We start from the raw sequence: 14,240 nt of genomic DNA, 5'->3' as shown, positions 1-14,240 counted from the left end.
CGAAAAGCACCCTACACCTATAATTATTGCCTCAGTCTTGTTAGAGTTAGCCAATACTCAAGGCGGCGTCTCTGGAAGGCAAGCTATCGGCAACGACAGCAGTAGAAAAGTTAATTGTAAAAGCAGCATTTTGAACTGCTGCGGGGGTGGCATTTTGAACGACAGCCAAAGTAGCTCCTCCAAATTGAATGAGTGTGTTGCTGCCTGATTGGGTGAAGGAGGTGTTGGATAAACCGCTGGTTAAGCCAATACGATCGCCATCTCCCGGCCTAAAATCAAGAATTATATCGCTCGACCCATCCAACTCCAGATTTTCACCCGTAACCAGAACAAACGTATCAGTACCGCCACCGCCGGTCAGAGTATCACTGCCAACATCGCCAAGTAAAATATCGTTACCATCGCCCCCGATTAAAACATCGTTTCCTCTGCCGCCTCGCAAAAAGTCATTACCAGCATCGCCATTGAGATTATCGTCGCCGAGATTTCCGTTGATAATATCGTTGCCAACACCGCCGCTAATCGAGTCGTTACCTTTGCCGCCTCGCAAAAAGTCGTCGCCTGCTTCGCCCGTGAGGGTATCGTTGCCTTGGCTGCCATTAATTGCATCATCAGTGGGTGAACCGAGGATGCGATCATTTGCGCTACCTCCCACTACACCGTTAGGATTTTGCTGAGAGTCTTGGGAAGTGACTTGATAGTTGTTTGGGGTGTTGGCCAATCTGAGGGCCCCCAAAGGCAGATTTACAAAATTGGTACTATTAATTAAATCGTTGAGCACATTAACATCGCTAATGATGCTAGAAACCCGACTAGGGACGATTCCTCCAACGACTTTTGCTGTCGAAATGCGATCGCCCTGCTGCACCGCATTCACCGTTTCAAAACCTTGAATAACGTTGCCAAAAACAGCATAATTACCATCCAAAAATGGCAAATCATCCAAAGCAAAATAAAACTGCGAAGAAGCCGAATCCAAAGCATTAGAACGAGCCATTGCCACGGCCCCGCGATTGTGCCGCAACTGCGGCGTCTGGGTTACAACTTGGTTGTAAACAGGTTGCGCGGCCCCTTGCGGCTTAATTTCCAAAGGAATAAAACGCGCCTGATTGGTATCCGGGTCAATAAAACTACCCGTTCCCAATTGACTTGCTGGAATTGTCGTATCTCTGCTGCGCGGATCGCCTCCTTGCACCACAAAAGGATCTGGCTGACGCACAACTCGGTGAAACATCACCCCGTCGTAAATGCCGCGTTCAACTAAGTCAACAAAATTTCCTCCAGTAATCGGGGCATTAGTGCCGTCTACTTCGATCGCAACGGGTTGACCGTTAATTACCTGGACTACTATAGCTTTGCCTGTTAACGGGAGTGCAGCGCTCATGGGTAAATTGCTATTTGAGTAAGTGATATTGGGGTTTTAGAAGCAATCCACGAATTGCCCCTACCCATTTAATCAGAAAACTGTAAACTTGTCTTAAGTACAGTTCTACTTCTAAATTTATGATGTCTCGCCGCAAGTTTTTTACCACTTTATTGGCAATTTGTCTAGTTTTTCTAAGTTTCAATTTTGCCACACCTGCATTTGGCCTCGGCGGCAAGCTTCCGACGGTAAATCAACCAGCGCCGGAGTTTTCTTTGCCAACAAACAGCGGCGACGGACAAGTCTCCCTCTCTGATTATCGCGGTAAGTGGCTGGTAGTCTATTTCTATCCGAAAGACTTTACATCGGGTTGTACGATCGAAGCACGTCGATTTCAGCAAGACTTGCCGAAATACTTGGCAAAGAATACTCAAATTATCGGCATTAGCGCGGATGATGTCGATTCTCATGCGGAATTTTGCGATTCCGAAGGTTTGAAATTTCCGCTGTTAGCTGATACCGACGGTAAAGTGAGTAAAGCTTACGGTTCTTGGATGAGTTTTATCTCGGCGCGCCACAGTTTTATTATTGACCCTGAAGGCATTTTGCGGGAAACTTTTGTGAAGATTAATCCGGCGATTCACTCAAAAGAAGTGTTGGCTCGTTTGGGAGAATTGCAGGCTAACGGGTAATACCATTTTAGATTTTAGATTTTAGATTTTAGATTTTAGATTTTAATAATTGGGCATGGTTGATGAAGCTTGTATTTGTAGTGAGGACTAAAGTCCTCTGTATTTTCAGAGGACTTTAGTCTTCACTACAAACGTTATCCCGTTGATTTTACTGGAAATGATGGCTGGTAACGTGACAAGCAATATCAGAGTAAATCTAAAATCTAAAATCGCTTGTGCCGTCATACTCAGTGAGAATTAAACTTGCTATTGACTGCAACAGGCTCGGCAGAAGATTCAGGGTCGTAAAGTTTTTTATTTCTGCTAGCAAGGCGGCGTTCTGGGTCAATTCCCTCGAAGGTTGGCGGCAACCAAACTCGGACTACCAACAACACTCCCAAAACCAGCAAAAATGCGCCTGTTGATAATATTTGAACCCAGGGAGTTTCCAGCACTCCCCGCACGATGACTTCTCGCAAAACAGATACTATACACACTTCCACAGCCACCCCTATCGAAACGCGCTGCTCTTGCAAGTAAATAATTAGCAGCCGAAATAATTCCACCAAAACCAATAAAAATAGAATGTCTGCCGTCACTTGCTGAAAATTCAAAGGAGGCAGCAGCGAGAAAAACATTTCTCGCAGCTCGATTACCATGAAACAGAACAAACCAATACACAAAGAAATTACAATTAAATCTTGAACAGTTTCCAGAGCGGTGACTATTAGTTTTAGATTCAACCATTCCGGGGGGTGATTAATCGGGTTATTTGAACGGTTTTGCATAGACTACTCCTGCAATCTGTTTGACTTAGTTACAGCTTAAGTTAATCTGAACTTATCTTTGACAAAAAATAGGTTTAATTTATTTATCACCCTTATAAAAATTCCCTCTGTTGACAATTTCCCACAAACTTTTATTTACTGCGCTGGCGGGTTGACATTTTGCCAAACTTTGTGGTATTTAAAACCTGCTATTAGTAGATTTGACTGGTGAAAAGCAGAACTCAAAATCCTAAACTGCTGCAACTGCTATAAAATAGGAAAATTGTAAAGAATTATTTACCACAGCTTGATAAACTCAAGCTAGTGACTCTCGGCTTTAGTCATACAACAGCCACCAAGTCAACCGAAAAACCCAAAGTAATCCAGAGAGGATTGAACACAATGGCATTTGAACTCGCACCATTACCCTTCGCCGCTGACGCCTTAGAACCAGCTCATATGTCGGCCAACACGTTTTCGTTCCACCACGACAAGCACCACGCTGCTTACGTGACCAATCTGAATAAACTGATTGAAGGGACTGAAATGGCGAGCAAATCCCTTGAAGAAATTGTCAAGGAATCTGCTAAAGACCCATCCAAAGCAGGCATTTTTAACAATGCAGGTCAAGTTTGGAACCACAATTTCTTTTGGAATTCCCTCAAACCGGGCGGCGGCGGCACTCCGACAGGAGCTTTAGCTGACAAAATTAACGCTGACTTCGGCAGCTTCGACAAATTCAAAGAAGAATTCAAGACTGCTGCGACAACTCAGTTCGGTAGCGGCTGGGCTTGGCTAGTTTTAGACAACGGCACTTTGAAAGTCACCAAAACAGCTAATGCTGACACGCCGATAGCACACGGCCAAACTCCGTTGCTGACTTTGGATGTGTGGGAACACGCTTATTATTTGGATTTCCAAAACCGCCGTCCTGACTACATTACTAATTTCTTGGATAATTTGGCTAACTGGGATTTCGCAGCAGCAAATTTGGCTGCGGCTTAGTAGCATCTGAGTTTGAGGACTTTAGTCCTCACTACAAACCTATAAAGTTTGTAGTGAGGACTTTAGTTGTGATGAATGAGAATTATTTAACCCAACTTGCTATTAGCAAACAAAGACAGCTTTCAACATTCCTTCGCTTCGGTCTGGTTGGAGTTCAAATCCTAGTTTTTTACAGAGGCTCTGCATCTTGTAGTTGCTATTGAGAATGTAGCCGACGATCGCCTGTAATTTCTCTTCCTGACCAATTTGGAGCAGCCGCCTCAATAATTCTGTTCCCAAACCGTGCTGCTGATAACTGTCGCTAACGATGAGGGCAAATTCGGCTTCGTTTGTGCCGTGGAGTTTGCTCAGACGCGCTACTCCCAAAATCCGGTGTTCTGAGGTTTCCGGGTCTTGACGATCGGCTACTAACAGCATTTCCCGATCGTAGTCAATAAAACAAATCCGGGTCAAACGTTCGTGAGCGATGCGGTGCTTTAACTTTACCATGTGAGCGTAGCGCAAATACACGCTCTCTTCCGAAAGTTCTTGGTGGAACAGCACCATCAGCGGCTCATCTTCTGGGCGAATCGGACGGATGGTGATGGGACGATCGCCATTAGTTGACCATGTTTGAACGTATTGCGTAGGATAGGGGCGAATCGCGGGTGAAATGGTGTTTTCTGTTGTTTGGAGAACAACGCGGGCATCAAGAGCGATCGCACCTTCAGGAGAAACCAACAGCGGATTAATATCAATCTCGGCAATTTGAGGTTGCTCTACAATCAGTTGACTGAAACGAACTAATAACTGTTCGAGTTGTACCAGGTCAATTGCCGATCGGCCGCGGACTCCTTGCAAAGCTTTATAGATGCGCGTTTGCTCCATCATCCGCCGCGCTAGGGTGGTATTTAAAGGCGGAAGTGCCAGCGATCGATCTTGAAAGACTTCCACTAATTGTCCGCCGGAACCAAACAGCATCACCGGCCCAAATTGTGGGTCGATACTGCTACCCAAAATTAATTCGTAGCCCTCCAAATGCACCATCGGCTGCACGGTGACGCCGAGAAACGCTGCCGGATCGATCGCCCGTACTCGATCGGATATCCCCTCAAAAGCACTAATTACAGCCTTAGCATCGCTTAAATTTAGTTGGACGCCCCCCACCTCAGTTTTGTGAGTAATCGTCTCAGAATGGAGTTTTAGCACCACAGGATAGCCGAGGCGATCGGCAATTGCCACAGCTTCGGCCGCACTCGCTGCAATTTCTGTCGCTACGGTGGGAATGCCGTAAGCTGCCAGCAACTGTTTTGATTCGTACTCGGTTAATAAAGTGCGATTGTTTTGGCGGGCTGCAGTCAAAATCTTCGCAGCAGTCGCACACCCGGAAGTCTCGATTTCGCAATCAGCCGGGAGAGATGGCGTTTCGTAGATAGCGCGCAGGTTGTACGTGTACCGCCACATATAGTTGAATAACCTGACGGCGGTATCGGGATAAGGGAAAGTCGGAATATTTGCCTGATTGAGAATTTGCGTTCCCGCTGACACTTCCACGCCACCCATCCAGCTTGCTAATAAGGGCTTTCCGAGTTGGCTGTAAGACTTGAGTTTTTCTGCGGTTTGCGTCGGATTTGTCATCGCTTGTGGCGTCAGGATGACCAGCAATCCGTCACTATTGGGATCGGGAGCGACCACTTCTAGAGTTTTGGCGTAACGATCGCTACTAGCATCGCCCAAAATATCGATCGGGTTGTGATGACTCCACTGAGGTGGCAAAAACTCATCAAGCTGCTGCAGCGTCTCCGGTGCCAAATCTGCCAGGGCACCGCCGTCGCTAATTAAGGCATCAGTGGCGATCGCCCCCGGGCCTCCCGCATTAGTGACGATCGACAGTCGGTTGCCCTGCGGTCGCGGTTGCTTGGCCAGAATTTCTGCCATGTCGAACAAATCGGAAATCGTATGTACCCGCAGCGCGCCACAGCGGCGGAAAGCAGCGTTAAGCACGTCATCGCTGCCGGTCAAAGCTCCCGTATGGGAAGCGGCGGCGGCTGCTGCTGCTGCGGTACGTCCTACCTTGAGAATGATGATCGGTTTGTCGATCGCCACTGGGCGGGCGGCGGACAGGAAGGAACGAGCATCACCCATAGATTCCATGTACAAAACGATACTGTGAGTGTGGGGATCGTCCCCGAAATACTCGATCAGATCGCCCCAACCGACATCGAGCATAGAGCCGATCGACACAAAAGCGCTAAAACCGACATTTTCTCCCAAACTCCAGTCTAGGATCGAAGTACAGAGGGCGCCGCTTTGACTGATGAAGGCGACATTACCCGGACGGGCGATCGTACTTGCAAAAGTAGCATTGAGCCCGAGCACGGGATTCATCACGCCGAGGCAATTTGGGCCGATAATCCGCATTCCGCCCTGACGCGCTTGGGCCATCACTTGCTGTTCTAAAGCCTCCCCAGCCGCACCAATCTCTTTAAACCCAGCAGAAACAATAATTGCTCCTTTCACCCCAGCAGCGATACATTCGCGGATCACTTGCGGCACCCCAGCAGCAGGCGTAGCAATCACCGCCAGATCCACTCTTTCCGGGACGCTAGCAATGTCAGGATAAGACTTGAGCCCCAAGACGCTGCGGCGCTGCGGATTCACTGGAAAAACTGTTCCGCCAAACGGATTCCGAATCAAGTTCCACAGGAGAGTACGTCCGACGCTTCCTTCTCTCTCTGTTGCGCCGATTACAGCCACGGACTGAGGCCGAAAAATCCGATCGAGCGGATGACGCTGTTCTTTCCAAATATCGTGAGCCGGATCGCTCGCAGTGCTTTGATTTCTTGAATTTATCTGCATAATACCCTACTTCAATTAATCAGCAATTAATATTGCTCTGCTTTCGATAACAATTACCGCATCCAATCCGAACTATTTTTCTGCTATTTTTCTGCTATTTTTCTGCTTTTTCTTCCTCTTCTTCTGGTCTTCGCAGTTCGCGACCAAAAATCTCATTGCGGGTTTCCGACCGACCCGCACTTAAACAACATTTCCGTTGTCAAAGTGTTAGTTCGGAATCCCACTTTGTCAGAGCTACCTCAAAAATCCCAGAGGTTGTTCTGCATACTATTTATTTTAATTCTTCCCACCGAATTAGCAAGTCAAGTTTTGTAACAAAGAGCAAACAGGCTATTTAAAATATTGAGATTAAATATATAGTAGATATAGCGGTCCCAGAAGAAAAAATCGACCGCTAACAAAAGATTGAGGTGAAAGCAAGCTATGTTAGTACAATGGCACGGCTTTACTGAAGGCAAATGGACAAAGGAAGTCAACGTCAGAGACTTCATTCAAAAAAATTACACCCCCTACGAAGGGAATGCAGAATTTCTCGCAGCACCAACCGAAAAAACCCAGCAGCTTTGGAAAAAAGTTCTGGAATTAATGAAGCAAGAGCGCGAAAAAGGTGTATTGGATGTTGATACAAAAGTTCCCACATCTATCACCGCTCATGCAGCAGGATACATCGATCGCAACTTAGAACAAATAGTAGGTTTGCAAACCGATCGACCTTTGAAACGCGCGATTATGCCCTTTGGCGGAATTCGCGTTGTCAAGGCAGGTTTAGAAGCTTACGGCTATCAGCTCGACCCGCAAACTGAAGAAATATTTACGAAATATCGCAAAACTCATAACGATGGTGTATTCGATGCTTACACGCGCTCGATGCGTCTGGCGAGACGTTCTGGTATCATCACAGGTTTGCCCGATGCCTACGGACGCGGGCGGATTATCGGTGACTATCGGCGCGTGGCTTTGTACGGTGTCGATCGCCTGATTGAGGATAAAAAAACACAGCAAGAATCGCTCGAACTAGACGCGATGGATGAGGCAACAATTCGCTTGCGCGAAGAGTTATCCGAGCAAATTCGGGCATTGTTTGAGTTAAAAGAAATGGCTGCTAGCTACGGCTTTGATATTGGCCGTCCGGCGGCAAACGCGCGAGAAGCTGTCCAGTGGCTGTATTTTGCCTACTTGGGAGCAGTGAAAGAACAAAACGGGGCAGCTATGTCTCTCGGCCGCGTATCGACGTTTTTAGACATTTATTTCGAGCGCGATTTGCAAAGCGGCGCGAGTTCCGAAGTGGAATTGCAAGAACTGATCGACCATTTTGTCATGAAACTCCGCATGGTGCGGTTTTTGCGAACTCCCGACTATAACGATCTGTTTTCTGGCGATCCAACTTGGGTAACAGAGGCGATAGGTGGTATCAGTGATGACGGTAGAACATTGGTAACTCGTAACAGTTTCCGATTCTTACACACTCTCTCAAACCTCGGTACTGCACCAGAACCAAATCTCACCGTCTTGTGGTCGGAAAACTTGCCGGACAACTTCAAACAATTCTGTGCGAAGGTATCCAGCGACACAAGTTCGATTCAGTACGAAAACGACGATTTGATGCGTCCTCAATACGGCGATGATTACGCGATCGCCTGTTGTGTTTCCGCGATGCGAATTGGCAAGCAAATGCAGTTTTTCGGCGCGCGAGTTAACTTGGCTAAGACTTTGCTCTATGCGATTAACGGCGGTAAAGATGAGAAGTCCGGCGACCAAATCGCGCCGCAGTTCCCACCGATTACTACCGAATATCTCGATTACGACGAGGTAAGAGCGCGGTTCCAGGAAATGATGGCGTGGTTGGCAAAAACGTATATCAATACGTTGAATGTCATTCACTATATGCACGACAAATACTGCTACGAACGGCTGGAAATGGCATTGCACGATCGCGATGTTTACCGGACAATGGCCTGCGGAATTGCCGGGTTGTCTGTGGTGGCGGACTCGCTCTCGGCGATTAAACACGCTAAAGTTAAGGTGATTCGCAACGAGCAAGGTTTGGCCGTAGATTACTCGATCGAAGGAGAATATCCAAAATACGGCAATAATGACGATCGCGTAGACAGTCTGGCGATCGAACTTGTGCAAAGCTTCATGAACGAAATTCGCCAGCACAAAACCTACCGTGGCGCTGTAGCGACTCAATCGGTACTCACGATTACCTCTAACGTAGTGTACGGCAAAAAAACTGGTAGCACTCCCGACGGACGTAAAGCAGGCGAACCCTTTGCTCCCGGTGCTAATCCGATGCACGGCCGAGATTCCTGTGGGGCGATCGCATCCTTATCTTCTGTAGCGAAACTGCCTTACAGTGATTGTCAAGATGGCATATCGAATACTTTTTCGATTTTACCGCAGGCCTTGGGCAGAATGGAGAGCGATCGGACTAACAACCTAGTTAGTCTTATAGACGGTTACTTCCACGATGGCGGTCATCACATCAATGTTAACGCGCTCGATCGGCAAACATTACTAGATGCGATGGAACATCCAGAAAACTATCCCCAGCTAACAATTCGCGTCTCCGGTTATGCGGTTAATTTCATCAAACTTACCCGCGAACAGCAATTAGATGTGATTAAACGCACTTTCCACGAACGTGTCTAAATCCCAGCAGAAAAAACTCGGCGGTTTCAACCGCTCAAGAGTCAAACTTTCATCCGAACAGAGGGGGAATGAAGAAGCTGTTAAATGATTAACCTCAATCCCCCCTAGCCTTAAGAATGGGAGAACCGGAACCTCGGACAATCCCCCTTCTTAAGTGAGATGCCAGGGGGAGCGAGCCGAGGCTATCAACAAGAGTCCAGAAACTTTTCCGGCTATTGTTAACCCTGCCCTCCCGCTCATCCCTACTCTCAAAATCCCAACCAACAAACAGCAAATTAAATGTCTGGAATTGGTCGCATTCATTCAATCGAAACTTTTGGTACCGTAGACGGCCCCGGAATCCGGTTTATCGTCTTCACCCAAGGCTGTCCGTTACGCTGTCTGTACTGTCACAATCCCGACTGTCGCGATTCCCACGATGGTAAAGAAGTAACCGTCGATTATTTAATCGAGCAAATTACAAAATGTAAATCCTACCTGCGGAAAGGAGGCGTTACAGTCAGCGGCGGCGAACCGTTGATGCAGCCGGATTTTGTCAGAGAAATCTTTAGCCGCTGTCATCAAATGGGGTTGCATACAGCGCTGGACACATCAGGCTTCTGTGTTTTAGAAGCTGCTAAACCGGTTCTGGAAATGACCGATCTCGTTTTATTGGACATCAAATCCTACATTCCTGAACTGTATTACAAAGTCACGAACGTTTCCATCGAGCCTACTTTAGCAATGGCAAAATATCTCAGCGAAATTGGCAAACCGACGTGGATTCGCTTCGTTCTAGTTCCTCACCTCACAGATGACATCGAAAACGTAGAAAAACTAGCGGATTTTATTGCCAATCTGAACAATGTGGAAAAAGTAGAAGTATTGCCATTTCATAAAATGGGAGAATACAAATGGGAACAATTAAAACTGGATTACGAACTCAAGGATACACCTCCAGCTTCACCGGAACTCGTGCAACAAACGGTTGATATTTTTCGCAGTCGCGGCGTCAATGCGATCGGAGCTAGCGGTATATAATAATAATTAAAAGACCGCGTTCACAAATCACCGACAATCTTGAAATTATCTGCGTCGATCGGCGGGTTCCTACCAATCAAAGATTGAGGCAATAATTTTCCCGAAATAAACATCAGGAAAAACAACATGAAAGTTACCAATTTAGAAGAATTAGAAGTCCTAATTCAAAAAGTGAAAGCAGCCCAAGCTGAATTTGCCACCTACACTCAAGAACAGGTCGATCGCATATTCAAGCAAGCAGCTTTAGCCGCTAATGCCGCCCGCATTCCCTTAGCCAAAGCAGCAGTCAAAGAATCGGGAATGGGAGTCATCGAAGATAAGGCAATCAAAAATCATTTTGCCTCGGAAATGATTTACAACAAATATAAAAACGACAAGACTTGCGGTATTATCGAGTCCGATCGGCATTTTGGCTACGAACGCATTGCCGAACCCGTGGGAGTGCTGGCGGGAATCGTTCCTGTAACTAACCCGACTTCCACCACCATCTTTAAATCTTTAATCGTGCTCAAGACGAGAAATGGCATTATATTTTCGCCCCATCCCCGCGCCAAATCCTGCACGGCTGCGGCGGCAAAAATCATCCTCGATGCTGCTGTAGCAGCAGGAGCACCACCGGATATTATTGGGTGGATTGACGAGCCAACTGTGCCACTTTCCCAAGCTTTGATGCAGCACCCCGATATCAAACTAATTTTGGCAACTGGCGGGCCGGGAATGGTAAAAGCGGCCTACTCTTCAGGACATCCCTCCCTCGGTGTCGGCGCGGGAAATACTCCCGCCATCATCGATGAAACCGCCCACATCCAAATGGCTGTCAGCTCAATTTTGCTCAGCAAAACTTTCGACAACGGCACGATTTGTGCTTCGGAACAATCGGTGGTTGTTGTGGATGAGGTGTACGATGCCGTGCAACTGGAATTTATCAAGCGCGGTGCTTATTTCCTCACTGCTGAAGAACGAGAAAAAGTGCGGCAGGTAATCTTAATTGATGGGCGATTGAATGCCGAAATTGTCGGACAATCGGTGCAAAAGGTGGCGCAGATTGCTGGTTTTGTAGTGCCGTCAAACATCAGGGTTTTGATTGGAGAAGTGGATGCGGTAGGTAAAGAAGAACCCTTTGCTTGTGAAAAACTTTCGCCCATTCTCGCAATGTACCGCGCCAAGGACTTTACTGAAGCAGTAGACAAAGCTGAAGCGCTGATAATTTTTGGCGGGCACGGACATACTTCTGTACTTTACACGGCCCCCCACAATCAGGAACACATTCGTTATTTTGAAAGCAAACTAGAGACTTCGCGGGTGCTGATTAATACGCCTTCTTCTCAAGGTGCGATCGGCGATTTGTACAATTTCCGCCTCGATCCCTCCCTCACCCTCGGTTGCGGTAGCTGGGGCGATAATTCCATTTCTGTCAACGTGACACCCCATCACCTGCTCAATATCAAAACCGTAGCAGAAAGGCGCGAAAATATGCTCTGGTTCCGCATTCCTCCCAAGATTTATTTTAAGTCGGGTTGTCTTCCTGTAGCTTTGAGGGATCTTGCAGGTAAGAAACGTGCTTTGATTGTGACGGATAAACCTTTGTTTGAATTGGGATTGACTAAGGAAGTCACAGAGAGTTTGGAAGAAATCGGCATCGATCACTACACATTTTATGATGTGGAACCCGATCCTTCCCTTGCTACTGTTCGCAAAGGTTTAGAAATCTGCAATAGTTTCCATCCAGATGTGATTATTGCTTTTGGTGGTGGCTCGCCGATGGATGCTGCTAAAGTAATGTGGCTGATGTACGAGCATCCAGAAATTGAGTTTGAAGGATTGGCGATGCGGTTTATGGATATTCGCAAGCGGGTATACGAACTGCCGCCTTTGGGTTCAAAGGCAATTATGGTGGCAATTCCAACTACTTCGGGAACGGGTTCGGAAGTCACGCCTTTTGCGGTTGTTACGGATGAACGATCGGGGATTAAGTATCCGCTTGCAGATTATGCTCTGACTCCGAGTATGGCGATCGTCGATCCAGAACTTACGCTGAATATGCCCCGGAAACTGACTGCTTACGGCGGCATTGATGCGCTAACCCACGCTTTAGAAGCTTATGTTTCTGTGTTGGCTTCTGAGTATACAAATGGTTTGGCTTTAGAAGCGATTCGTTTGCTGTTTAAATACCTGCCCAGCGCTTACAAAAATGGTGCTAACGATCCGAAAGCGCGGGAGAAAGTACATTATGCTGCTACGATCGCCGGGATGGCATTTGCCAACTCTTTTCTGGGGGTTTGTCACTCAATTGCTCACCAATTAGGTGCAACTTGCCACGTCCCTCACGGTTTAGCGAATGCGCTGATGATTTCCCATGTCATTCGCTACAATGCAACGGATGTTCCGTTCAAACAAGCGATTTTTTCTCAAAACAAGTATCCTAACAGCAAGTGGCGTTATGCTCGAATTGCAGACTATCTGAATTTGGGCGGCGATACAGAAGAGGAGAAAGTGGAGAAGTTGATCGCAGCCGTGGAAGATTTGAAGCGTCAGGTAGATATTCCTAGCACGATTCAGGAGGCGATCGCCAGTCAGGGAATGAGTGATGATTTCTTCTTTGCTCGCGTTGAGGAAATGGCCGATCGAGCTTTTGACGATCAGTGTACCGGAGCGAACCCCCGCTATCCGCTGATTGAAGATTTAAAGCAACTTCTGGTGCAAGCGTATTCTGACGGCGACACTTCTGATCTCAATCGAGTGTTAACTTTAGTGTAATCGGCGCGGTGCCATAGATTTCTCCAGAAAAGCCTGTCAAGGGGGGGCAGGATGCCTAACCCTACTCCCCACAGTTTCTGGAGAAGTTTAACGCAGAGCCCGGTGGTAAAAATAAACCCCGAAGCGGATCAAAATACCAAGTAGGGGTTGAAAATTTTTGAAATTGTGTTAAAATTTTAGAGGTAACTCTTTTACGAATTTTGTAGTTTCAGTGGCTGTTCGCGCGATGACCTCTTCACCAACCATAGCACCCGTTCGATCGAGTCAAGTTACCCGCAAACCTTATCCCAACTATCGGGTAATAGTTCTTAACGACGATTTCAACACATTCCAGCACGTTGTGGAATGTTTGACGAAATACATTCCGGGGATGACGAGCGATCGAGCTTGGAAACTCGCCAACCAAATCCACCACGAAGGCCAGGCCACCGTCTGGGTTGGGCCGCAAGAGCAAGCAGAACTTTATCATATGCAATTGAGCCGTGCCGGACTGACAATGGCTCCGCTCGAGTCAGCTTAACATTTTTTAATTAACAGTTACAATACTTACTTTCAAATTTGCCAAAATGGCAACATCACTTCATCCTCTTGATTTAGATTATGTGTCAATACACCTAATCTTTTACTCAAGTAGGAGAATTTTATGAATCATCCTTTTGATCTAGATATTGCCGATCTCGAAGCCATTGATTTGGATTTTGAAGAGATATTAACTGATGAACAAGCCGCCCACATCGGAGGTGGAATTCGTTTCACGACTCTGGCTCTAGGTGAAGAAGGTGGGGGTGGTCCGATACAGTGTATCTCAGCTCCCTGTCCGGGAAGTGAAGGAGGAGGAGGATTTCCTCCGCCGCCTCCTATTTTCGACCCTCCGGTGACCACTCTGGCTATAGGTGAAGAGGGTGGAGGACCTTACACGAAAGCTTGGTTTGAAGGCGGTGGAGGCCCTATTTATTAGTAATCTCATGCCTGCCAACAATTGTATAATCTTTTCCTAACTCCTGAACTATTCCGATTGTTTCTGTAATGAGACTTTCAAAGATATAGCCTCATTTGAGTGTCTTTGTTCAAGAGTTCAAAAGTTGCAGCACTTTCACAATAAGTGATGCGACTTTTCATATCTGTACTTGATTTTAGCACATAGATTGATGATTTTTAATTTTTAAA

The 14,240-nt window shown here is 46.8% G+C and carries 10 protein-coding genes; 7 read left to right on the top strand and 3 right to left on the bottom strand.

Annotated features, from left to right (window positions below; all coding sequences use genetic code 11):
• Nucleotides 1–46: 46 nt before the first annotated feature.
• Nucleotides 47–1,384, bottom strand: coding sequence for a peptidylprolyl isomerase (locus tag QUA53_RS17625; RefSeq protein ID WP_333098820.1), 1,338 nt, complete (start codon nt 1,382–1,384; stop codon nt 47–49).
• A 119-nt stretch (nt 1,385–1,503) separates the two neighbouring features.
• Here QUA53_RS17625 and QUA53_RS17620 point away from each other — a divergent pair, with 119 nt between their 5' ends.
• Nucleotides 1,504–2,055, top strand: a complete 552-nt coding sequence (locus tag QUA53_RS17620; RefSeq protein WP_333098821.1) for a peroxiredoxin — start codon at nt 1,504–1,506, stop codon at nt 2,053–2,055.
• A gap of 227 nt (nt 2,056–2,282) precedes the next feature.
• Here QUA53_RS17620 and QUA53_RS17615 read toward each other — a convergent pair whose 3' ends face one another.
• Nucleotides 2,283–2,822: a phosphate-starvation-inducible PsiE family protein gene (locus tag QUA53_RS17615; RefSeq protein ID WP_333098822.1), complete on the bottom strand. Its 540-nt coding sequence runs from the start codon at nt 2,820–2,822 to the stop codon at nt 2,283–2,285.
• Between the two features lie 381 nt (nt 2,823–3,203).
• On the opposite strand from QUA53_RS17615, the gene QUA53_RS17610 reads away from it, so the two are divergent.
• Nucleotides 3,204–3,806, top strand: coding sequence for a superoxide dismutase (locus QUA53_RS17610; protein WP_333098823.1), 603 nt, complete (start codon nt 3,204–3,206; stop codon nt 3,804–3,806).
• A gap of 102 nt (nt 3,807–3,908) precedes the next feature.
• Here the strand turns inward: QUA53_RS17610 and QUA53_RS17605 are convergent, their stop codons facing one another.
• Nucleotides 3,909–6,644 carry a bifunctional acetate--CoA ligase family protein/GNAT family N-acetyltransferase gene (locus QUA53_RS17605; RefSeq protein WP_333098824.1) on the bottom strand — a complete coding sequence of 912 codons (2,736 nt, stop codon included), beginning with the start codon at nt 6,642–6,644 and terminating at the stop codon, nt 3,909–3,911.
• A 423-nt stretch (nt 6,645–7,067) separates the two neighbouring features.
• Between QUA53_RS17605 and pflB the strand changes: the two genes are divergently transcribed.
• The 5 genes from pflB to QUA53_RS17580 all read left to right on the top strand — a co-directional run bounded on the left by pflB (nt 7,068) and on the right by QUA53_RS17580 (nt 14,031).
• Complete coding sequence (gene pflB, locus QUA53_RS17600; protein WP_333098825.1) at nt 7,068–9,296, top strand: formate C-acetyltransferase; 2,229 nt, start codon at nt 7,068–7,070, stop codon at nt 9,294–9,296.
• A gap of 279 nt (nt 9,297–9,575) precedes the next feature.
• Nucleotides 9,576–10,316 (top strand): pyruvate formate-lyase-activating protein, encoded by a 741-nt coding sequence (gene pflA, locus QUA53_RS17595; RefSeq protein ID WP_333098827.1) that lies wholly within the window; start codon nt 9,576–9,578, stop codon nt 10,314–10,316.
• Between the two features lie 126 nt (nt 10,317–10,442).
• Nucleotides 10,443–13,073: a bifunctional acetaldehyde-CoA/alcohol dehydrogenase gene (gene adhE / locus QUA53_RS17590; RefSeq protein ID WP_333098829.1), complete on the top strand. Its 2,631-nt coding sequence runs from the start codon at nt 10,443–10,445 to the stop codon at nt 13,071–13,073.
• A gap of 226 nt (nt 13,074–13,299) precedes the next feature.
• Complete coding sequence (gene clpS / locus QUA53_RS17585; RefSeq protein ID WP_015178834.1) at nt 13,300–13,593, top strand: ATP-dependent Clp protease adapter ClpS; 294 nt, start codon at nt 13,300–13,302, stop codon at nt 13,591–13,593.
• Nucleotides 13,594–13,716: 123 nt separating this feature from the next.
• Nucleotides 13,717–14,031: a hypothetical protein gene (locus QUA53_RS17580; protein ID WP_333098830.1), complete on the top strand. Its 315-nt coding sequence runs from the start codon at nt 13,717–13,719 to the stop codon at nt 14,029–14,031.
• Nucleotides 14,032–14,240 lie beyond the last annotated feature (209 nt).

Origin of the sequence: Microcoleus sp. Pol12B3 (assembly GCF_036701355.1) — a bacterium.
Classification (GTDB): domain Bacteria; phylum Cyanobacteriota; class Cyanobacteriia; order Cyanobacteriales; family Microcoleaceae; genus Microcoleus.
The sequence above is the reverse complement of the archived record's forward strand: the minus strand, read 5'-3'. Positions and strand labels throughout refer to the sequence as shown.

Coding starts and splice junctions, on each gene's coding strand:
- pflA (WP_333098827.1), top strand. CDS start 9,576: ATGTCTGGAATTGGTCGCATTCATTCAATCGAAACTTTTGGTACCGTA.
- QUA53_RS17605 (WP_333098824.1), bottom strand. CDS start 6,644: ATGCAGATAAATTCAAGAAATCAAAGCACTGCGAGCGATCCGGCTCAC.
- QUA53_RS17610 (WP_333098823.1), top strand. CDS start 3,204: ATGGCATTTGAACTCGCACCATTACCCTTCGCCGCTGACGCCTTAGAA.
- QUA53_RS17625 (WP_333098820.1), bottom strand. CDS start 1,384: ATGAGCGCTGCACTCCCGTTAACAGGCAAAGCTATAGTAGTCCAGGTA.
- clpS (WP_015178834.1), top strand. CDS start 13,300: ATGACCTCTTCACCAACCATAGCACCCGTTCGATCGAGTCAAGTTACC.
- pflB (WP_333098825.1), top strand. CDS start 7,068: ATGTTAGTACAATGGCACGGCTTTACTGAAGGCAAATGGACAAAGGAA.
- adhE (WP_333098829.1), top strand. CDS start 10,443: ATGAAAGTTACCAATTTAGAAGAATTAGAAGTCCTAATTCAAAAAGTG.
- QUA53_RS17615 (WP_333098822.1), bottom strand. CDS start 2,822: ATGCAAAACCGTTCAAATAACCCGATTAATCACCCCCCGGAATGGTTG.
- QUA53_RS17580 (WP_333098830.1), top strand. CDS start 13,717: ATGAATCATCCTTTTGATCTAGATATTGCCGATCTCGAAGCCATTGAT.
- QUA53_RS17620 (WP_333098821.1), top strand. CDS start 1,504: ATGATGTCTCGCCGCAAGTTTTTTACCACTTTATTGGCAATTTGTCTA.